Origin of the sequence: Arsenicibacter rosenii (assembly GCF_001870735.1) — a bacterium.
Taxonomy (GTDB): domain Bacteria; phylum Bacteroidota; class Bacteroidia; order Cytophagales; family Spirosomataceae; genus Arsenicibacter; species Arsenicibacter rosenii.
This window is the reverse complement of sequence record NZ_MORL01000004.1, coordinates 353,826-374,184: the sequence shown is the minus strand read 5'-3', so window position 1 is coordinate 374,184 and position 20,359 is coordinate 353,826. Positions and strand designations below refer to the sequence as shown.

The window sequence follows — 20,359 nt, the reverse complement described above, 5'->3', positions numbered from 1 at the left end:
TTTGTTTTTTTGGTAAACCTGCCCGATACCGCCTAATTTTGACAAGCTAACTCAATCACCTATTTAGTGACTCTATTTTTTACCAGATACATGCGTTTGACGGGATTAGTGGCGGCTGTGCTTTTGGGTACGTTTAATGCGGCTTCATCACAAACTGTAATTGCGGATACTTCAGATCGCCGGACTCTGTACGAATTTTGTCAGGACTTTCAGCAGCTCTATGTAGAAATCCGGGAGCAGACGGTCAGTCCTGATTCGGCACGGATGCGGTTCAGCAGCATTATGCACGGTTTGCAGGCCCGTCTGCGTTCCGACGAAGATACCTTGAAACAGGATAGCGTTTCGGTCCTGAAAGCCGCTGTCGGGGCTATGGTGTTCCCGCTGCGTAATTATACCCCCAAAGCCATCGGAGGCACCCATGGCGAGGGGTACCGCGACAAAGGCTTCGACCTGTTCGATTATAAGGTGCGGGGTAGCCATCCGGCTCACGACATTTTTATCACCGACCGTAATCAGGATAGTGTTGACGACAAAACGGGCGAACGGGTAGATGTGGTGGCCATGACAGCCGGTATTGTACTGGGTATTGAAACCGGCTGGCAACCCGGCAGCGAATACCGCGGCGGAAACTGGATCTGGATTTATGACCCGGTGTTACACGGTCTGTTTTATTACGCCCATAACAAAGTGGTGGCCGTAACGCCCGGGCAGTGGGTGCGGGCGGGGCAGAAAATAAGTGAAGTAGGCCGTACCGGATTTAATGCCTATAATCCAAGGTCACCAACGCACCTGCACCTGATGTACCTCGCCATTCAGCCAAACGGCCTGCCCGTACCGCGCAACACGTATACGTGGCTGCTGACAGCTAATCTGGCTAATTAGAGAACCGGTAAATGACCCGGGGTTTTGTATATTGGAGAAGAAAAAACGAGGCCTGACACCGTGTGTCAGGCCTCGCTCTGGCTAGGTACGGTTGATCAGGCTCACACCGGCAATGAAGAACACCATACCGACCAGAAACGGTACGATGGCTTCGCCCAGATTTTTAACTCTCATGCCCAGTACGGCCTGTCCGTCTTTCAGGAAGGCAACCAGCGCAAATAAAATAACAAACGTGCCCAGAATGGTCAGAAAGGCACCAAAGAAGCGTCGGAAGTTTGCGTTATCCATTTTTTCAGTTTGACTAAGTTGTGTCAGGCCGACCGGTAATGGGCCGGCCAGCCGGGTTGGTATTTATGCATTTACCTATGTCAGGCACAAAATTAAGCCGAATTTGGGCAAAAACGGCTTTACCGGTTATCAGAATGCCCCAGACTCTTTTCAGGATTAACAATATCCCTGACTAATTGCTTTAGTTCTTTTATTTCGGGGAACCGGCCGGCCACCTTGCGGTTAAAAATTTCCTGTCCGTCGATACTGATCGTGAAGCGCCCGCTGACCTCCGATGGATGGAGCAGTACGCCGTGCACGTCGCCGGTAAACGTGGTCAATAATTCCTGCGCCATCCATGCTGACCGGAGGAGCCAGCCGCATTTCGGGCAATATTCGATAGTCACAGTTGGTTTCAAACGATTTTTGGGCGTGTTTATCGGTTGTACGATCAAATTTAGGCAGATTTGCCTTCTTTACAGAAACGACGATCATGAGTTTAGTAACAATACACCGAACGACGGCGGCCGATCCGGCCTTCATCGCGCTGATTGCCGGACTGGATGCCGATCTCCGGATCCGGTACCAACCCTATCAGGCCAAATACGACGGGTTCAATAAGGTAGACACCTCCGCCCGTGTGGTCATTGCGTACCTGGATAAACAACCGGTTGGGTGTGCGTGTTTCCGGCCCATGACCGAACGTGAGGCAGTGGAAATCAAACGGATGTTTGTCAAACCGGAGGCCAGAGGCAACGGCCTCGCCATGACCATGCTGAAGGCACTGGAAGAGTGGGCGGCCGAAGAACAGTTTACAGTAGCCCGGCTGGAAACCGGTAATAAACAGCCCGAAGCGGTAGGGTTATACCAAAAAGCGGGGTATATCCGTACTGCCAATTACCCGCCGTATGTTGGTTTTGAGACCAGCATCTGCATGGAAAAACCGTTATCCGTAATCGCATGAAACAACTCTTTGGCTTTCTGCTGCTCCTGACAGCAGCCTATGCGCGGGCCGATGTGTCTCTGCCCGCTATGCTGAACAGCAATATGGTGCTGCAACAACAGACCGACATTACGTTGTGGGGCTGGGCTAACCCTACGGAGCAAATTACAATTACGGCCGGCTGGGACAACAAACCTGTCAGCATCACCTGCGCCGAAAACGCAACGTGGCGCGTTACGCTGCATACGCCGGCGGCGGGTGGCCCGTATGAGATTACCATCAAAGGCTACAATAAAATCGTGCTGTCCAATATCCTGATCGGCGAGGTCTGGCTTTGCTCGGGACAGTCGAATATGGAGATGTCGGGCTATGGGGCAAGAGATGCCCGGGCCGAGTTACCCATGGCCTACAATCCGATGATCCGGTTCATGAAAGTCCCGAAAACAGCCGCCGATTATCCGCAGTCGACCGTTAGGGGCAGCTGGGCCGTCTGTGATTCCAACAGCCTGAAAAACTTCAGTGCCGTTGGCTTTTTCTTTGGCCGGAAGCTACAGCAAACCCTGAATGTGCCGATCGGGCTGATTGATGCAAGCTGGGGCGGATCCTACATGGAAAGCTGGGTACCGGAGCCATTAGTGATGTTATACCCTGATCTGAAGCAGTCGGCACAGGCCATCGGCAAGGCACCGTGGAGCCCGAATAAGGCCGGGGTGTTGTATAACGGCATGATTGCGCCACTGACGCAGTTCCCGATAGCAGGCGTTATCTGGTACCAGGGCGAATCGAACCGGCACGATCCCCGTGCTTATTACCACCTGACCCATGTGATGGTCGATAGCTGGCGGGGCTTGTGGCAGAAGGAATTCCCGTTTTACAGTGTGCAGATTGCGCCGTACACTTATAACGGAAAACATGAGACTGCTGCCGTGCGCGAGGCGCAGGTACGGGCCACAGATCTGCCGAAATCGGGCATTGTGATCACTACAGATCAGGTTGATAACATCAGGGACATTCATCCGGTATATAAAAAAGAAGTCGGGTTAAGGCTCGCCAACTACGCCCTGGCGGAGACATACGGCAAGGCGGTTGGGCCATACAAAAGCCCGCAATACCGCTCGATGCAGATTGCCGGAAATGTGGTACGGTTACTGTTCGATAACGTACCCGACGGGTTTATGGTGAAGGGGGCCGACATTACGGAGTTCGAAATTGCCGGTCAGGATAAGGTGTTTACCAAAGCACAGGCACGGGTTAAGGGGAATACGATCGAAGTGTCAGCCCCGTCGGTAGCCAATCCGGTAGCGGTTCGGTTTGCGTTCCGCGATGCACCGGAGCCTGTTCTGTTCAGTAAAGGGGGCCTGCCCGTCATACCGTTCCGTACGGACGACTGGGACTTATGACCGGATTTGTCTATTTACATGGCTGGCAGGCTTTGCCTGTCTGACTTTATAATTCCGTGTAAGAAATTATTATCATTTTTTGATGGAATTAGTGCTTCCTTCGTGATTTGATAAGTGTATACATATGGCAGAAACAAAAGAAGTCTGGTTACGGGGGGCTTTGCCCGATATGCCGGCGTTATTACAACCGGTAGCGCATGCCTTGTTACAGGCGCGTGAAGAAGTGAATGCGTTGATGGAAGGGGTGTCCGACGATCTGTTGTGGGAACGGCCGGCCGGTCTGGCATCGGCCGGTTTTCATTTACAGCATCTGACGGGCGTCCTTGACCGGTTGCATACTTATGCGCGAGGGGAAATGTTATCGCCGGTGCAGCTCGACGCATTGGCGCAGGAGGGTAAACCGCAGGCAACCGGCACCTCAGTGCAGGAACTGGTCCAGGCATTTAACCGGCAGGTTGACAAGGCGGTCGCCCAGCTCCGCCAGACCGACGAACAGACCCTGACCGATTTTCGTGGCGTAGGTCGTGCACAGGTCCCGTCGACTGTATTGGGTTTGCTGGTCCATTCGGCCGAACACACGATGCGGCATCTGGGGCAATTGCTGGTGACGGTAAAGGTGGTACAGGCGGCTCGTTAGCAACTGTTCTGCGTTTAAACGTGTTTTACAGGAAATACTAATGAACATGAAAAACGCAGTTAAAGGAATCATCGGGCTCTTTTTGATAACCGTTATCGGCTGCTCGCCCTACCGGATTGTGCAGAACAAAAATGACCGGTCGGCAACGTGGTCAGATTACCGGACCTTTGCCTTTATTGATACAAACCGGGTTGCCTCGGAGCCGGGAACCAACTATATGGCCGCCATGGAGCGTATTAAAAAAGAGGTGGCCGCACAGATGTTACGGAGAGGATATCAGCAGACGAACGATAATCCCGATCTGCTGGTGAATTTAGGCGCGGTCGTCAGAGAAAAGACCCAGACCCGTCAGACAACGATTCAGGAGGCACCGCTTTACGTTGGGCAGCGGCGTTATCACTGGCAAAGCCAGGAAGTGCCGGTGGGTAATTATCAGGAAGGGACATTGAATGTGCACATTGTTGACGCACACCGGAATGCATTGGTATGGGACGCGGCTATTTCGCGGGTAATCACCTCGCAGCCACTGGCCAATGACGAGTTGCAGCAGGCAGTCGGCAAATTATTTGAGAAAATGCCGAAGAGTTAACAGGCCCGACAGACACAGCAGCGCCGCTGCCGGATTTCCGGCAGCGGCGCTGCTGTAATCAGGCAATCTGCATCTTATCGCCGATGGCATAAATTCGTTTCAGGCATTCGGCGGTCAACACGGCATCTTCCAGCGCATTATGAAAGTCATCTTCCCGCTCAAGGCCAAAATGTGCGGCAATGGCGGTCAGGCTTAGCCGGTCCGGAACCCGCTGGTTATTCTTCTTCAGTACACGGAAGATAAAATAACTCAGCGTATGCAGGTCAACGAGGGTGCGGCTGTAGGGCCATTTCAGTTTTTCGAGCCGGTAAGCCTCTTTCAGAAAATTGATGTCGTTGATCACGCTTTGGCCGCAGATAATGACATTTTTCAGGTACGGCGTATTATCAGACGTTTGCTGCGTTTTGCGGATGCCAAGGTGTTCGATAATCCATTCTTCCATTTCGGGCAGAACGTCGTAGATCATCGGCGCATCCTCCAGTTCGGCCAGCGAGATATTGTGGATCTTCTCAGAATAAGACGAAAAGGCTTCTTCATTTTCGGGGTATACATTGGTCAGATACCGACCCTTTTCTACCCAGGCATCGTCGTATAAAACGGCACCAATCTGGATGATTTCATTCCAGTCCGGCTCGGGGCCGGTCATCTCAAGGTCAAGAACAAGAAAGGGCATTCGTGTTATTGGTTCAAGTTAGGTTTGCAAAAAGACTTAAAAGAAAGGCTTTTTATTTACGAACGAAGATAATTGGTAATAACGAGAATATTTGTGAAAAATAATCGGACTATTTTTCTGACAGGAAACAAATTGATGTGCCCCGGCGTTTTACTACTACAACTCGCACATAAGAAAAATCCCTTGCTGTTAACAGCAAGGGATTTTTTGTTTTACCCACTCTGTATTGACCAGACCGTACCGGTTTTAGCGGAAAAAATAATTTTTTTTTACGGCCCTAGTACATTGACAGAAAGTAGCTTACCCGTCAGTTGCCTGCTACACTGCCCGGAATTTGCCCCGGGTATTCCAACGCTTTCCCGGAAGGGAGGGTCTTTTTCTCAGATCCCGGGATTGATTTTACTTTAACAAACTCAATTTTTATGAAGCGTACATTCATGTATGGCCTGCTTGGCTTAGCGGCTTTAGTGTCTGCTTGTCAGCAGGATAATGATTCAGTCACCCCGGATAATGGTGTTGTGGTAAATTCTGATTTTAAGCAGAATATGGATAGCTGGACGGGTGATTTTACCGATTACAGTACTCAGCAGGATAGTATCATGGCCTTTAGCCTGACGCATGCCGCGTTACCGGCTCCGCTGGATACGACCAAAAAAGCGTTACGGATTAGTGGCAGTAACCGCAGCGACGATATGTTTATGTTTGTGAAGCGCAAGGTAACCGGCCTTACCGCCAACACTACCTATCAGCTTCGGTTTGATATTGAACTGGCGTCAACGTATGCCGATAACAGCATTGGCATCGGCGGTTCGCCGGGAGGCAGTGTTTACCTGAAAGCGGGTGCGTCGGCAACCGAACCGGTCAAAGTGAAAGAAAACGATTTCTATCACCTCAACCTTGACAAGGGTAATCAGGCAGAAGGCGGTAAAGACCTGATCCTGTTGGGCAATGTCGGGGCCGGAACCGACGTAACACAATACAAACTGATTCAGCGCGATAACGCCACCAAAACGTTTTCGGCCAAAACCAACGATAAAGGTGAGTTATGGGTCATTGTGGGTACAGACTCCGGATTCGAGGGAGTGACCACCTTGTATTATAACAAAATTAAGGTGACGGCAACGAAAGTAACTAATTAGAGCTGGGGGCTCTACAAGTCAGAAACGACTCAACTTCGGAAAGCTCATCCACAAAATGGTGCGTGTGGTGTCGGATGGCTTTTCGATAGTTGGGTCGCTTTCTTTTTTCAGGCATCCAGTAACTGAATGCGGTGTTGGTGCCGGCCACCTTCAAAGGGCGTATCCAGCCAGATCCGGACAATCTGAAGAGCCATTTCTTCGGAGACCATCCGTTCGCCGATAGAGATCACATTGGCGTCATTATGCAATCGGCCGAGCCGTGCCGACTCTTCGTTCCAGCACAGCGCACACCGGACACCCTTGATGCGGTTGGCCATCATGGCCTCCCCGTTTCCGGAGCCGCCGAGTACAATGCCCCGCGCAACGTCGCCCGCCGCAACGGCCTCAGCCACAGGACGTATAAATACCGGATAATCAACAGGAGCTTCGCTGTCGGTGCCCTTATCGACAACCTCATGGCCGAGATCAGTCAGCAGTTTCTTGATGGCTTCCTTATACCGGAAACCCGCGTGGTCGGATCCAATGGCTATTTTCATAAGAATAATTTCATGTTAAAAAGGCGATTTTTACGCAGAATATAACGTTTTTGCGGGCTTGGCTGTTACAAAGAAAACAAGCACAGTTTACCATGACTGCAACTACAAAACGACCACCCGCCTCGATTGTCTTTATTTTTGGCGGAAGTGGTGACCTCAACTACCGGAAATTAACACCTGCACTTTACAATTTATCGCTCGATGGATACCTGCCGGAGCAGTTTGCTGTGGTCGGTATCGGCCGTAGTAAATATAGCGATAGCTCATACCGTGACCGCTTGCTGGAAGGCATTAAGGCATTTTCGCGGCAGAAAGATGACCTTGATACAAACTGGGATGTCTTTTCAAAATCGGTTGCTTACCTGAACATGGATGGCGAAGATGCCGACGCCTACAAAAAGATTGCCGATTGGGTTAATGATAAGGAAAAAGAGTGGAAGACACAGGCGAATGTTATTTTTTATCTGGCTGTTGCGCCCCAGCTGGTTCCGGATATTGCGACTAATCTGGGCAAATTGCCCCTCTGCGGCGATACGTCGCGGGTACGGATTGTGGTCGAAAAACCGTTTGGCCACGATCTGGAAAGTGCCCGTTCGCTGAACAACCTGCTGGGCGGACTGTTTGCCGAAAAACAGATTTACCGGATTGATCATTACCTTGGCAAAGAAACCGTACAGAATATTCTGGCGCTCCGGTTTGCCAATGCCTTATTCGAACCGCTATGGAACCGCAATTATATTGACCATATTCAGATTACTGCCGCCGAAACCGTCGGGCTGGAAGGCCGGGGCGGATATTACGAAACGTCGGGGGCGCTACGGGATATGGTACAGAACCACCTCCTCCAGATTTTGTGTCTGATTGCGATGGAGGCACCGGTATCATTTGATGCTGACGAAATCCGGAACAAGAAAGTCGACGTGCTGAGTGCGATCCGCCATTTTACGCACGAAGCCGTGCGCGACAATGCCGTACGCGGACAATATGACGCGGGTGTGGTAAAGGGCAAAAAGGTAGTGGCCTACCGCGATGAAGAAGGCGTTAAACACGAATCAGCGACCGAGACGTTTGCCGCCGTGAAGTTTTTTGTCGACAACTGGCGCTGGTCGGGTGTACCGTTTTATGTCCGTACGGGTAAGTTTCTCCAACAGAAAAAGACCCAGATTACCATTGAGTTTAAGTCGGCCCCGCATTTTGCATTTCCGCAGGAGTCGGCCGATACATGGCGTCCTAACCGGTTAATTATCAGTATACAACCGGATATGGATATTCGCCTGCGCTTCCAGGCTAAACGGCCCGGGCAGTCGATGATGCTGAATCCGGTCGAGATGGTGTTTAACTACATGGATGCCTTCGACGGGCAGCAGCCGGAAGCTTACGAAACCCTGTTACTGGATGTGATGCAGGGTGATGCCACCTTGTTTATGCGGGCCGATCAGGTCGATCAGGCATGGCAGGTCGTTACCCCGATTCTGGACGTCTGGCAAAAACGCCAGCCGGTCGATTTTCCAAACTACCAGCCGGGTTCGTGGGGCCCCGAAGATGCAGAAGCGTTGATCGCGCAGGATGGACACCATTGGGTAAATGTAAAGGTCTAGAACAGGATGATCATTAAAACAAAAACGGACGAACTGGCCACCCGCGTGGCAGACTGGCTGATTGGCTATGCCAACGAGGTCATTCAGCGGCAGGGGCGGTTTGCCATCGCGCTGTCGGGGGGGAGTACGCCGAAAACGCTGCATATGCTGCTGGCGGCTGAGCCGTACCGCTCACAAACCGACTGGTCGAAATGGCAGGTATTCTGGGGTGACGAACGGGCCGTTCCCTTTGCCGATGAGCGGAATAACGCCCGGATGGCCTACGATACGTTGCTGAACCATGTGCCCGTGCCGGAAGAGCATATCCACGTGATGCGGACCGACCTGGAGCCGCTGGAAGCGGCCCGTGAGTATGCCTACACCCTGCATTCGCTGTTCGACGGACAGCCTGCCACCTTTGATCTGGTGTTGCTCGGCATGGGCGACGACGGCCATACGCTGTCACTCTTTCCGGGGCAGGATGTAGTCCATGAGCAGGATGCCTGGACAAGTGCGTTCTGGCTGGCGAGTCAGCGTATGTACCGGATTACACTGACCGCACCGGTCGTCAATCAGGCTGCCTGCGTGGCTTTTCTGGTGGCCGGAGCCGGCAAGGCCGAAACACTGAAAGCGGTTCTGGAAGGCCCATACCTGCCGGATCAGTACCCCTCGCAGGTCATAAAACCAACCGATGGCCAGCTGATCTGGTTTATCGACGAGGCGGCAGGGGCTTTACTCTAAGCCAGTAAATCAACCCCAATCTATAGGGATTGACCAGGAAAATTTTGAATTACCGGCCAGGATATTGCCCTGTGCTTTACCTTTGCAGCGAAATTTACGAGAGTGAACGGGCGATGGATGTGTCACAAAATCGCTCATTCACTCATTCACTCTTTCGCTCTTTAACTATACTATGGAATTTCGCATTGAAAAAGACACGATGGGCAAGGTGCAGGTACCGGCTCACGTTTATTGGGGAGCCCAGACCCAGCGGTCCATCGAAAACTTTAAAATTGCGCAGGACATCAATAAAATGCCCCGCGAAATTGTCCGTGCGTTTGCTTATCTGAAAAAGGCAGCGGCGCTGACGAACTTCGACGCGGGCGTATTGCCGAAAGAAAAATGCGATCTGATTGGTCAGGTCTGCGACGAAATTCTGGACGGTAAACTCGACGACCAGTTTCCGCTGGTGGTCTGGCAGACAGGTTCGGGTACGCAGTCGAATATGAACGTGAATGAAGTGGTTGCCTACCGCGGTCACGTTATTCAGGGCGGCGAACTGGCAGATGAGAAGAAGTTTCTGCATCCGAACGACGACGTGAATAAATCGCAGTCATCGAACGATACGTTCCCGACAGCGATGCACATTGCAGCCTACAAAATTCTGATCGAAGTAACGATTCCCGGGATTGAAAAGCTCCGGAACACGCTGCATGCCAAGGCTGTGGAGTTTAAAAACGTTGTAAAAATCGGCCGGACCCACTTCATGGACGCCACGCCGCTGACACTGGGGCAGGAGTTTTCGGGTTATGTTTCACAACTGGACCATGGTCTGCGGGCTATTAAAAACACGCTGGCTCACCTGTCGGAACTGGCTCTTGGCGGTACGGCTGTTGGTACCGGTATCAACACCCCGCCGAACTATTCAGAGAATGTCGCTAAACACATTGCTGCGCTGACCGGCCTGCCATTTGTAACGGCGGAGAATAAATTCGAAGCCCTGGCTGCCCACGACGCCATTGTGGAAGCCCATGGTGCCTTGAAAACCGTAGCGGCCAGCCTGATGAAAATCGGGAACGATATCCGGATGCTGTCGTCGGGACCACGGGCCGGCATCGGCGAAATCTTTATTCCGGACAACGAACCGGGTTCGTCAATCATGCCGGGTAAGGTGAACCCGACTCAGTGTGAGGCAATGACGATGGTAGCGGCTCAGGTAATGGGCAACGACGTGGCGATCAACTTTGGTGGAGCCATGGGTCACTTCGAACTGAACGTGTTCAAGCCGGTAATGATTTACAACTTCCTGCACTCGGCCCGCCTGATCGGCGATGTGTGCGTGTCGTTCAACGATAAGTGTGCGGAAGGCATCCGTCCGATTGAAGAAAACATTACGAAGCACGTAAACAACTCGCTGATGCTGGTTACGGCGCTGAACACAAAAATCGGCTATTACAAAGCCGCTGAAATTGCTCAGACTGCTCACCGCGACGGATCGACGCTGAAAGAAACCGCTATCAGACTGGGTTACCTGACGGCCGAAGAGTTCGATCAGTGGGTGATTCCGGGCGATATGGTGGGTGAGATTAACGTCTAGTTTCGGGACAACGGTATTTCAGAATTGGCACGAGCGGAGGGTTCCCCTCCGCTCGTGCCAATTCTTTTTTGGGCGATCCTTATCGTCTGTATACGGCAAACCGGCCATCGGTATAGGTGCGGCGGAAATCGCCGAGCTTTGTTGTTTTTTCGTCGGGTACGAAGTCTGCCCGGTCATATTTATAATCAACCAGCATAAAGCGGAGGTTTTCGGCTTTGGCCCATGCGGCGAGGCGTTCCTTGTTGCGTTCTGACTCGTTAAACTGAAACAGGAAACTTTCGTAAGCAATCAGCTTGTCATAACGCGCATAGTCGTTGAAAAAAAACGTAAGCGGGACCAGACCGTGGGCATGAGCCGGAATCTGAGTACGGAGTGAGGCGTAGGCTTCGGGGAGATACGGCTTTGAGAAATTCTTGTAAATGATCTCCACAATTCCATAAAGCCCGATGATAAAGTAAGCCGCCAGTACAACATATAACCCCCGGTTCCGGAACGGATTCAGCCGGTACAGTTCATAGAGTAGTATAAACATGAACGGCATAAACAGAAGGGTATAAAAACCGGAGTTCTTTTTGGTAATCAGCCAGAAACTAATAGTCAGAGCGAGAAAGTAAACGGAAAGCTTCGGCGGTAACGTCCGGATCAACTTCCGTTGGGTGTACCCGACAAAAAGGAGAACCAGTGAAAGCGCCAGAACCTCAAGCGGCTGGAAAAACATTTTCGGATAGGTGAAAAAAACCAGTAGCTTTGGCCAGAGACCGAACGCATTTTGGGTCGCCGGATCATGGAGGAACTGATAAAGCCAGGTAGGAAGACCGCTGTTGGCACTAAATATATCGATAAAATAACACAGGCTGACCAGACCGGTACTGATGCTGAAAAGGAAGGCTGATTTATAGTCGCGCTGATACAATAACAGGGCCAGTCCCGCAAAACTGTAAATGGTGCCGTTGAGGTGGGTCAGAAACGCCAGACCGGCGAGAATGCCGGCCAGAATAGTCCGTAAGGATTTGGTTTGGGCGCCATTCAGGCAAAGAAAGGAGCCGAAACCCAGAGCGGCCAGCATCATTTCTGGCCGGTTTTCAAAGCTCATCCGGATCAGCAGGCGGTTCGAGAAAATCAGGATCAGGATGGCGAGCAGGTAAAATGACTGCCATGACTGCTCCCGTTTATAGACATACGAACCGATCTCCGCCACCATGATCAGGAAGAAAATCAGGCCGCTTAGCTGAACGGCAACAAGGTTGTTGCCGAACAAAGACATCAGAACCGCGCCTACGCACAGAAATAATTTGTGACTGACCAGCAGTTGTGTATCCCAGCCCAGAACGCCGGTAAAAAAGTTGGACCGAACGATACCCGTCTGGTTTAGCCAGTACGATTGTTCGGCAAACCAGGCATCGTCACCCGATGGATTCCGGAACACATAAGTTGCTATAGCCAGGCAGACCAGGAGTAGCAGGCCCACTGTAAGCTTATCTGATGAGAGGTTGAATGGATTTTTCAAACAGGTAGATAATAAGATTTAACTGGCCGGAAGGCGAGAAGGTATTGTTTAGCTGGTTATGGATTTTGTCTCAAATATAATGTAAAACTTTAATGGTTGTATTAGTTACATCATAGCCTGTTTTTATTTAAACTTCTGGATGGTTATAAAAAAAACGTCCGACGAAAATGGCCGGACGTTTAAGAATAGGAATATAGAATTAGCTTACTCTTTGTCTAAAGTAACAACGCCGTTGATTACCGACATACCGTTCCGGGTGTCGATGGAGTACACACGGCTGGTTTGGCGGACATTAGCCTGCGTCGCGATGACCTCGGCCAGTTGGTAGCTGCGGCCATTGGCAACAAAAACGTAGTCTCCTTTGGTCAGGGAGCCCATCGCCTTGCGTCCGGCAGCTGTCAGGATCGGGTGATTAGCAGTTGCTTCGAGGGTAACCAGCGTATGGGCAGTATGGGCGGTTGCCAGCATGCTTTCAACAGGGCGGATAACTACCTGACTGATGGCAAATGAACCGTAATGGGTTGTAACCTTCGCCACGGTTTGTGTACCGAAACCGGCAATTTCGTCGCCGGGCAGAATAGCGTCCATCCGCTTTTCAAGGCCATTCGCGAGTGACACGTACGTATCGGCCGGGAAGCAGAACTCGTTATGGTCTTTTTCTCCGGCTTTTTCCCCCTCTGCCTTGGTGCCGCCCGAAAATTCACGCGACAAGGCAAAGGCCAGGCATACGGCGAAACCGTCAGCCTGTTTTGCACCGTCTTTCAGGTCGTCGATATACTGCCCCCAGATGGCTTTGTCGGCCAGCGTGTTCGGAATGCAAACCAGCAGTGGTTTCGGACTTTTTGACCACGTAAAAACGGCCAGTGTCCCTACCGACTTCATGTCTTCGGCGCCAAAGAGGCTGTAGAGATACACCTTACGTTCGAGCCCGTCGCTGAATTTGAAGGTATACGGCGGTTTCTCATCGTTGCGGTCGAACACCAGACCGCCCGATTTGAAATACGAATCTTTCTCAATGTTTTTAAAGGTGGCTGCTTTCGCGGCGGTAAATTCGGCGGTTGTAATACCGCGTTTTTCTTCCTGAGCCCATGCCGTGACGTGCATCAGCAGGGCGAGACTTACGTAAAGGAGTTTTTTCATGGTATTATTGTTTGCTAGCTGTCTGACTAACGCGTTTGTGTAATTGCCCGACTACCATCCGGGCAGATTCGAGTGCACCGGCCATCCATGCCGTCAGGTAGCTGACGTGTTCGCCGGCAAAGTAAATGTCGTCATCGGGCTGGGTCAGGGCTTTGTAATGGCGGTTCCGTGCTTCGGTTGACCAGTTGGCCCAGCCGCCCTGATTGTACTGTATTTTTTGCCAGGCCAGCGAAAACGATGACGCAAACTCCTGTTTGTATTGCGGGTGAATTTTGCCGCCTTGTTCCAGTGCCAGGGCTTCCCGCTCTTTCAGGGACATATTGCCGAGCTTAACGGCTTTCTCATTGAAGTTGTAATAGCCCCAGAGCACGCCGCCTTTACCCATAATATCCTGCGACGGGTAAATAATCTGGTTGATATCCATGTTGGTTTTCGACAACCCGCCATAGATGTAGTCGTCTTCTTCCCAGAAGCGGCGTTTGAACGACAGACCGATTTTACCGGTATTAACATACGGTACAAAGTCGGCTGCCCGCTGAACCGCAGGGGAGAAGTCGGACTGCATTTTGCGCAGTACCGGCAGCGGAATGGCACAAATGGCATAGTCGCCGGTCAGCTCTTTTTTGGCACCGGTTTTCTTGTCGGTATACACCACCCGGACGCCCGGCTGCGTTTTCCGGATTTCGGAAATTTCGGCCCCGTACAGGATTTTACCCGTCAGGTGTTTCTCAAAGGCTTTCGGAATTTCGTCCATACCACCCGGAGGTTGCAGCATGGGCGGTTGCTGATAGAGGGTATATTCGCCGTAATTGGAGAGCGAAGGATGGAAAATTCCCGACCGGATATAATCGAGCAGGCGATGGGCGTCGCTGAATTCTCCCGGTTTATCGCCGGCTCCCTGCGGCGTTTTAAAGCCGCGTCGCTCGGTTGTTTTATAGAGTAAATCCGGACTCAGATCCCCTTCCATGCGCAGAAAGCCGATGAGCTGTTCCACATCGTCTTTGGTCATGGCACTGTCGAGCGATTGCTGGTTGGCCACTTTGGCAAGCAGTTCGGCGGTGAAACCGCGCAGGTCATTGTGGAACTCCCGTTGCCGGATGGCCCGGTTAGCGAGCGGGCCGCTACCTTCCATGTAAAGGTAGGCCGATTCATTTACGTTCAGAAACGGAACGAGCTTAACACCCAGTTCGCGGCAATAGTGCAGGGTCAGCGCATGGGTATGCGGAATCCGGCCGGCACCGGCATTGAAAAACAAGCCCTGATCATACTGACAGGTCTGCGCCGTGCCGCCGATTTCGGTTTCGGTGGTTCCTTTCCGGACGGTCCATACGCGGCCCCCTACCCGTGGCCGGGCTTCGAGGATGGTACATTGGTAGCCCAGTTTGCCCAGCTCATACGCTGAGCACAAGCCCGCTAAACCACCACCTAAGATTAATACTTTTTTGCCGGTTACTGTCCGCTCAAGAGCAAACGCGTTGGCGGGGGCTTCCGGAATCATGCCCAGACCCATAAGGCCGAGCGAACCCAGACCGGAACGTTCAAGAAAATCACGCCTGGTTAACATACAAAATCAAATGTGTTGGAAGGTAAACAAAGGGCCAGGCGAGGCCAAACATGGAGATAAAGATAGCGAAATTCATGATTGAGTGATTGAGCGAATGAGTGAATTGCGATGTTTTATCGCTCATTCACTCATTCGCTCAATCACTCAATGGATTTAGCTTACCACTTTCTGGAAAGCTCCTGCGAAGGCTTTCATCTGGTCGAGCGTGCCGATGCTTACCCGACACCAGTGCTGGTTGTCGAATTCCCAGCGGCGGACGCTGACGCCTTCTTCCATCATCTTCGCCATGAAAGGTTGACTCTTCATGCGAAGCGGGAATAAAACAAAGTTTGTTGATGAAGGTAGCCAACTGTAGTCGGCTTGTTTTAAGAAGTCATACAAAAACTTCTTCGATTCATTTGTTTTCTGAAGTGCAAAATTCTGAAACTCGGTGTCTGCTAAGCTCGCAAGAGCTGCTGCTGCCGACGGTGTAGAGATGGAAAAACCACCTGAGCAGTATTTCCGGAGTTCTTTAATCATCGCTGGCTGAGCAATGGCGTAGCCTACGCGGAGGCCGGCAAAGGCATGCAGCTTTGACATAGTACGAAGCACGATGACGTTTTGTCCTTTACGGATGCAGTCGACCATGCTGTCGGTTTTCGGGTTAGGCGCATAGTCAATGTAGGCTTCGTCAACCAGAACCGGTGCTTTGGGCGACATGCTTTCACAGAACGAACGGAGTTGTTCGGCGGGTAACATGACACCGGTCGGGTTGTTTGGGTTACAGATATACACCAGACTTGTCTGCGACGACACGCGGGGTGCCATGGCGTTCAGGTCGTATTGGTAGTCTTTCGTTAAGGCCACTTTATCGAGCTGCATCCCGCTGCTGTCGCTTTTGTCATCGCGGCTGGAGATGTAGCAGGGGTCAGCCATCAGGATTTTTCCTTTCGGAGCAGCCATCATTACACTGGCCGACAGCAGTTCAGACGATCCGGCACCCAACAGAATGTGTTCTTCCGAAACACCGGCTTGTTGGGCAATCATCTTCCGTAGTTCCATCACAACCGGACCTGCGTAGAGAAAGGATGTATCAACCGACTTAATCAACGCTTCTTTGGCCTTAGCAGACGGGCCCCATGGGTTTTCGTTGGCCGAAAGACGTGCTTTCAGTTGCGGAGCGGCCGCCAGGGCCGCTTCAAAAGCCAGTTCGCGTTCGCGGTCAGCATATACGGTGCCGTACGGACCGGTGAGTGCCGTGGCATAGGCTTCGTTAACAAATGCAGGCAGAGCCATCGTACCGGCTGATGCTAAAAGACCGGATTTCAACCACTGACGACGAGATAAAGAATTTGACATAACTACGCTTGTGTTAGGTTGCGGTTAATGATTTGTAATTCGGATCGTTTAAAGTCAGAGATAAATCGTCTTGCCTGGTTTATCTTGAAGCATGCCTGCAATCAATTGTTGCTGCTGCGATACAAAAGTAATAAAGTTCAATTTATATGTTGCATAGAGAAGTTTAAATTTTCGGTATTTTTTTTGAAAAATGTGTTAAATGAAGAAATATTGGTTGAAAAATAGCCTGTATACTGCAAAAAATGTCAGATATTTATAAATATAGGTTTTTGTATATTTGGTCAGGATATTCTTTTTGAGAATTGTGTATACTTGTGATTTAGAATAAAAATTGGTTAAAATGTAGAAATACTTTAATAATGAACTGAATAATGGGATTTATAAAAAATATTATGCCTTAAAAGTTGATTAATGCTTTCGGATTATATAAGTTAGCTGACGTAATTAGAAAAAATACAATTTAACGTTGCTCTGAAGAATCCTTTTGGCCGCACTTGAAGGGTTTTATAAAAGCCAGCCAACGACACGAAAACGCTGTTCGTGTATATAAGCGATTGGTTAGTAATGTATTCTCAAAACAGAAGTATTGAATTACGCATCCGGCAGGATGATACGATAAGGAGAGTTACCTCTCTTGCCTGGTCACGCTTGCCCGATTGTCGCCGGGAATGGGGGACATATGCGGCCTGTTCTTCGGCCCCGTCGCAATCGGGTTAAGCGTGCTTTAACGATGAAAACAAATGACTGAGTGGTAAACTGAAAACGGGGTTCTGATTAACATACGGTAAAATCATGTATCTATCGATCGTACCATGGCGTTTAAACGATGATTATCATAGAATAATAGCTTAGAAGACAATCTGATAACAAACAGAACCCCAATAACGAAACGAGGCACGGCTCCTAAGCCATGCCTCGTTTGTATTACCGGAGTACCACAACCGGCCTTCCTGGCTGGTGGCATCCGGTATCCAGCATCTAACAGTCGTACTACCCGTATCCGGTATCAAGAAAGCATCCTCCTAATTAAAAATTTTCTCCAGGCATTTTACCGTAATCAGGTACGTAGGCTTAACGCCGATGGTGCCCAGACTGCCCGAGGCGAGCGTAGCGCCGGTGATGAGCGGGTTGTCAGACGCATAGTATGCGTACCGTACCTTAACGTTGGCCGAAATACTTTTCCGGATTTTCGCCTGTGCCTGAATCGCTTTCTGGTAGTGGGCGCCTTCCATTTCGAGTCCGATAGCCTGCCACGAAGCGTTTTTGAAATAGCTCAGGACATCCTTATTCTGCAATGAGGTACCCAGAACGGTAATCATGGCTCCTTCGAATGCATCAATGCCGTACTGCTCAAAGTCGGCTTTGGTAAAGTCATTGTCCAGCGGATAGTTGTCGGCTGTACCTTCGAAAATATGCGAAGTCGGGATCATCAGATCGCCTTTGTCGCCGGTCAGGATGCCGGCTTTGCCCATGATCGAAATCGACGCCACATTCAGGGGGAACGACTCGCCGTTTCGTTTGAACGGCTTGAGGAGTTCGTCCATTGTTTCAAAGGCCTGTTCGCCGAAGGCATAATCCATCACCAGCAGCAGTGGCTTTTCGGTGGCGATAATAGCCGGATTGTGCACAATGTCGGGCGATAGCTTCGGGATCTCGATTTGGGCAGTATCAATCAACTGAACCAGCAAACTGGTACCGGCCTGATCTTCGAGTACATGCAACCCGTGCTCGCGGGCGTAGCTGAACACCCGATGCCCCAGCGTCCGCTGCGATGGCTGGCTGAGGGTCAGGGCGAGGTCATAGATGTTGTCCCACGAAAGGCTGTCGGCCAGTGCGGCCGGTGCATACAGGCTATTGACGACACTATGCGGGTTGGCACTGATGATATGAATCGGACGGTCCTGTAAGCCCTGGGCCCAGATGTATTCCTTGATACGGGTAGCCCAGCGTTCGCCGTAGAGGTGTTGACCGATGCGTTCGCGCAGCATCAGCGTAAAGTTGATCTCACGGTCAATGCCTTCGTTTGCTTCCCGGATCGACGTGTTGCCAAGGCCGTACACAATCTGAAAAAGACCGGTGTTGGTGCCCGCCGTTTCCTCAAAGCGTTGATAAGCCTGCTGCGTTTCTTCGAACGTGCGGCCCAGAATAGAGCTCAGGTACGTCAGGGCCAGTTCGCGTTCGTCTTCGGCCACCTTTCCGCCCGATTTAACAATAGCTTCGAGTTTTTCCCATTCCCGTTGTTTACTGCCACGGCCTTCGAAGGCGTTGCGCCGGATTTTGTCGGCCTCCATGTACATAAACGTCAGGTGGGTCAGGATATCGTAAATTTCGCTGCGGCCGTTGGTCACTTCAATCACCATTTGCTCCTGATCAATACGATAGCAGTTACGGCGGCGTTTGGCCGGAATCAGAACCGGAAAATGGGAATGCTCATAGCCTTCTTTCGACGCCAGGGTAATGATCCGGCATGATTCGATGCCCTTCGGCAGGCGGTCCATCACATAAACAAGGCCGTCGAGTTCGACGCGCTGCGGGTCGTTGACGGAGCCGTAAATTTCGGGACTGAGTGTCAGCAGGGCCCGCCGCATTTCTTCGGCCGATACGCCTGAGGGTTTATAAAAACCACGGTTAAATAATTGACGCATCGAGATGTATAATCGTTCGATGGCGGTGCGCGATGCCTGCGCGCGCGTGAGAGGCGGAGACTGATGCATGAGTGGGTAATGACTTCGTGATGGGCGAAAGATACGGCGATTCTTCCTGATTTACGATGGGGGGCAGATTATCAAACCGTAATCTCCGGTTGCAGACCGTTGCCTCAGGCGGGGAAAAACTTTCGGGGAGCGGGGAGCGGCTGTCAACTTTTTGCCCGAACTTCGCGGCATGAGTAATGTGCGGAAAACCATATGGATGGGGTTAGCCGGCTGGCTGTTGATGGGGCCGGTTATGGCGCAGTCGCTGACACCGGTTCTTGCGCCGCCGGAGCCTGCGGGTATCCGGAAAGGCCGGTTTATCGGTGTTGTGGCTGGTACTGCTGTCTTCTACGGTCTTACCTTACTGATGCTGAAAAAGCAGTGGTACAAGAAAAGTGTCCCGTTTCATACCTTCAACGACAACCGGGAATGGTTGCAGATGGATAAGGTCGGGCATTCGGCAACGGCCTACCTGATGAGCCGGGGCGGCTACGAGCTTTTTCGCTGGAGCGGGGTCAACGAACGGGCTTCTATTCTGACGGGTGGCTTGCTGGCGCTCCTGTTTCAGTCGACGCTGGAAGTCTACGACGGTTATTCGGAAGGCTGGGGGTTTTCGAAGGGCGATATGATTGCCAATGCGGCCGGAACCGCCTTGTTTGTCGGGCAACAGTATGCGTGGGGCGAGCAGAAAGTGAACCTGAAATACGGCTGGCGCAAAAGCATCTATGCGCAATACCGCCCGAACCTGCTGGGCAAAACGACTGGTGTGCAACTGCTGAAAGATTACAATGCCCAGCAATACTGGTTGTCGATGAATGTGGCATCGGTGTTGCCGGTGGGCCCGCAGTTCCCGCGCTGGCTTAACCTTGCCGTTGGCTACAGCGGGAGCGGGATGATCGGCGGTCACGAAAATCCACGGGTACTGGATGCGGCGGGCAAGGAACTGCATTTTGAGCGCTACCGGCAGTTTTTTCTCTCGCCGGACGCCGATTTTTCGCGTATCCGGACCCTGAACCCCTCGTGGCAGCGGTTTATCGGTACCGCCCAGTTTATGAAAATCGCGGCCCCTTCGCTGGAATACAACCGCCTCAACGGCTTACGGTTTCACCCGTTGCTGGTCGGGAAGGAGTAAAATGACTTTGGAATAATTGCTACGT

The 20,359-nt window shown here is 51.4% G+C and carries 19 protein-coding genes; 10 read left to right on the top strand and 9 right to left on the bottom strand.

Annotated elements, in window-relative coordinates; all coding sequences use genetic code 11:
* Positions 1-90: 90 nt before the first annotated feature.
* Positions 91-882, top strand: coding sequence for a M23 family metallopeptidase (locus tag BLX24_RS10535; protein WP_177225818.1), 792 nt, complete (start codon positions 91-93; stop codon positions 880-882).
* Between the two features lie 81 nt (positions 883-963).
* Here the strand turns inward: BLX24_RS10535 and BLX24_RS10530 are convergent, their stop codons facing one another.
* Together BLX24_RS10530 and BLX24_RS10525 are read right to left on the bottom strand one after the other, a co-directional pair.
* Positions 964-1,170, bottom strand: coding sequence for a hypothetical protein (locus tag BLX24_RS10530; RefSeq protein WP_071503080.1), 207 nt, complete (start codon positions 1,168-1,170; stop codon positions 964-966).
* 119 nt (positions 1,171-1,289) lie between these two features.
* Positions 1,290-1,568, bottom strand: coding sequence for an Rdx family protein (locus BLX24_RS10525; RefSeq protein WP_083421903.1), 279 nt, complete (start codon positions 1,566-1,568; stop codon positions 1,290-1,292).
* A 74-nt stretch (positions 1,569-1,642) separates the two neighbouring features.
* Here BLX24_RS10525 and BLX24_RS10520 point away from each other — a divergent pair, with 74 nt between their 5' ends.
* From BLX24_RS10520 to BLX24_RS10505, 4 genes are all read left to right on the top strand, one after another.
* Positions 1,643-2,113: a GNAT family N-acetyltransferase gene (locus BLX24_RS10520; protein WP_071503078.1), complete on the top strand. Its 471-nt coding sequence runs from the start codon at positions 1,643-1,645 to the stop codon at positions 2,111-2,113.
* A complete protein-coding gene (locus tag BLX24_RS10515) occupies positions 2,110-3,492 on the top strand; it encodes a sialate O-acetylesterase (protein WP_071503077.1) in 1,383 nt (460 codons plus the stop codon). The genes BLX24_RS10520 and BLX24_RS10515 overlap by 4 nt, the downstream gene beginning before the upstream one ends.
* A 124-nt stretch (positions 3,493-3,616) precedes the next feature.
* A complete protein-coding gene (locus BLX24_RS10510) occupies positions 3,617-4,129 on the top strand; it encodes a DinB family protein (RefSeq protein ID WP_071503076.1) in 513 nt (170 codons plus the stop codon).
* A gap of 46 nt (positions 4,130-4,175) precedes the next feature.
* Positions 4,176-4,718 carry a DUF4136 domain-containing protein gene (locus tag BLX24_RS10505; protein WP_071503219.1) on the top strand — a complete coding sequence of 181 codons (543 nt, stop codon included), beginning with the start codon at positions 4,176-4,178 and terminating at the stop codon, positions 4,716-4,718.
* A 58-nt stretch (positions 4,719-4,776) separates the two neighbouring features.
* Here the strand turns inward: BLX24_RS10505 and BLX24_RS10500 are convergent, their stop codons facing one another.
* Positions 4,777-5,391, bottom strand: coding sequence for a 3'-5' exonuclease (locus BLX24_RS10500; protein WP_071503075.1), 615 nt, complete (start codon positions 5,389-5,391; stop codon positions 4,777-4,779).
* Positions 5,392-5,813: 422 nt separating this feature from the next.
* Between BLX24_RS10500 and BLX24_RS10495 the strand changes: the two genes are divergently transcribed.
* Entirely contained in the window at positions 5,814-6,530 is a 717-nt protein-coding gene (locus BLX24_RS10495; protein ID WP_071503074.1) for a hypothetical protein, read from the top strand.
* Between the two features lie 107 nt (positions 6,531-6,637).
* On the opposite strand, the gene rpiB is transcribed toward BLX24_RS10495, so the two are convergent.
* The gene (rpiB, locus tag BLX24_RS10490) at positions 6,638-7,066 is read right to left on the bottom strand and encodes a ribose 5-phosphate isomerase B (protein WP_071503073.1); all 429 of its coding nucleotides are present in this window, start codon (positions 7,064-7,066) and stop codon (positions 6,638-6,640) included.
* Between the two features lie 92 nt (positions 7,067-7,158).
* Here rpiB and zwf point away from each other — a divergent pair, with 92 nt between their 5' ends.
* From zwf to fumC, 3 genes are all read left to right on the top strand, one after another.
* Entirely contained in the window at positions 7,159-8,664 is a 1,506-nt protein-coding gene (gene zwf / locus BLX24_RS10485; protein WP_071503072.1) for a glucose-6-phosphate dehydrogenase, read from the top strand.
* Between the two features lie 6 nt (positions 8,665-8,670).
* The gene (gene pgl / locus BLX24_RS10480) at positions 8,671-9,384 is read left to right on the top strand and encodes a 6-phosphogluconolactonase (RefSeq protein WP_071503071.1); all 714 of its coding nucleotides are present in this window, start codon (positions 8,671-8,673) and stop codon (positions 9,382-9,384) included.
* 172 nt (positions 9,385-9,556) lie between these two features.
* Positions 9,557-10,960 carry a class II fumarate hydratase gene (gene fumC, locus BLX24_RS10475; RefSeq protein WP_071503070.1) on the top strand — a complete coding sequence of 468 codons (1,404 nt, stop codon included), beginning with the start codon at positions 9,557-9,559 and terminating at the stop codon, positions 10,958-10,960.
* A gap of 79 nt (positions 10,961-11,039) precedes the next feature.
* Here the strand turns inward: fumC and BLX24_RS10470 are convergent, their stop codons facing one another.
* The 5 genes from BLX24_RS10470 to BLX24_RS10450 form a co-directional block, all read right to left on the bottom strand.
* Positions 11,040-12,428: a glycosyltransferase family protein gene (locus BLX24_RS10470; RefSeq protein ID WP_071503069.1), complete on the bottom strand. Its 1,389-nt coding sequence runs from the start codon at positions 12,426-12,428 to the stop codon at positions 11,040-11,042.
* A gap of 243 nt (positions 12,429-12,671) precedes the next feature.
* The gene (locus tag BLX24_RS10465) at positions 12,672-13,607 is read right to left on the bottom strand and encodes a Hint domain-containing protein (protein WP_071503068.1); all 936 of its coding nucleotides are present in this window, start codon (positions 13,605-13,607) and stop codon (positions 12,672-12,674) included.
* A 4-nt stretch (positions 13,608-13,611) separates the two neighbouring features.
* On the bottom strand, positions 13,612-15,171 hold the full coding sequence (locus tag BLX24_RS10460; protein WP_071503067.1) for a flavin monoamine oxidase family protein: 1,560 nt from the start codon (positions 15,169-15,171) through the stop codon (positions 13,612-13,614).
* A gap of 153 nt (positions 15,172-15,324) precedes the next feature.
* Positions 15,325-16,446: a pyridoxal phosphate-dependent aminotransferase gene (locus BLX24_RS10455; protein WP_177225817.1), complete on the bottom strand. Its 1,122-nt coding sequence runs from the start codon at positions 16,444-16,446 to the stop codon at positions 15,325-15,327.
* Positions 16,447-17,531: 1,085 nt separating this feature from the next.
* Positions 17,532-19,223 (bottom strand): DUF6909 family protein, encoded by a 1,692-nt coding sequence (locus BLX24_RS10450; protein ID WP_071503065.1) that lies wholly within the window; start codon positions 19,221-19,223, stop codon positions 17,532-17,534.
* A gap of 151 nt (positions 19,224-19,374) precedes the next feature.
* Here BLX24_RS10450 and BLX24_RS10445 point away from each other — a divergent pair, with 151 nt between their 5' ends.
* Positions 19,375-20,334 carry a DUF2279 domain-containing protein gene (locus BLX24_RS10445; RefSeq protein ID WP_374755001.1) on the top strand — a complete coding sequence of 320 codons (960 nt, stop codon included), beginning with the start codon at positions 19,375-19,377 and terminating at the stop codon, positions 20,332-20,334.
* Positions 20,335-20,359 lie beyond the last annotated feature (25 nt).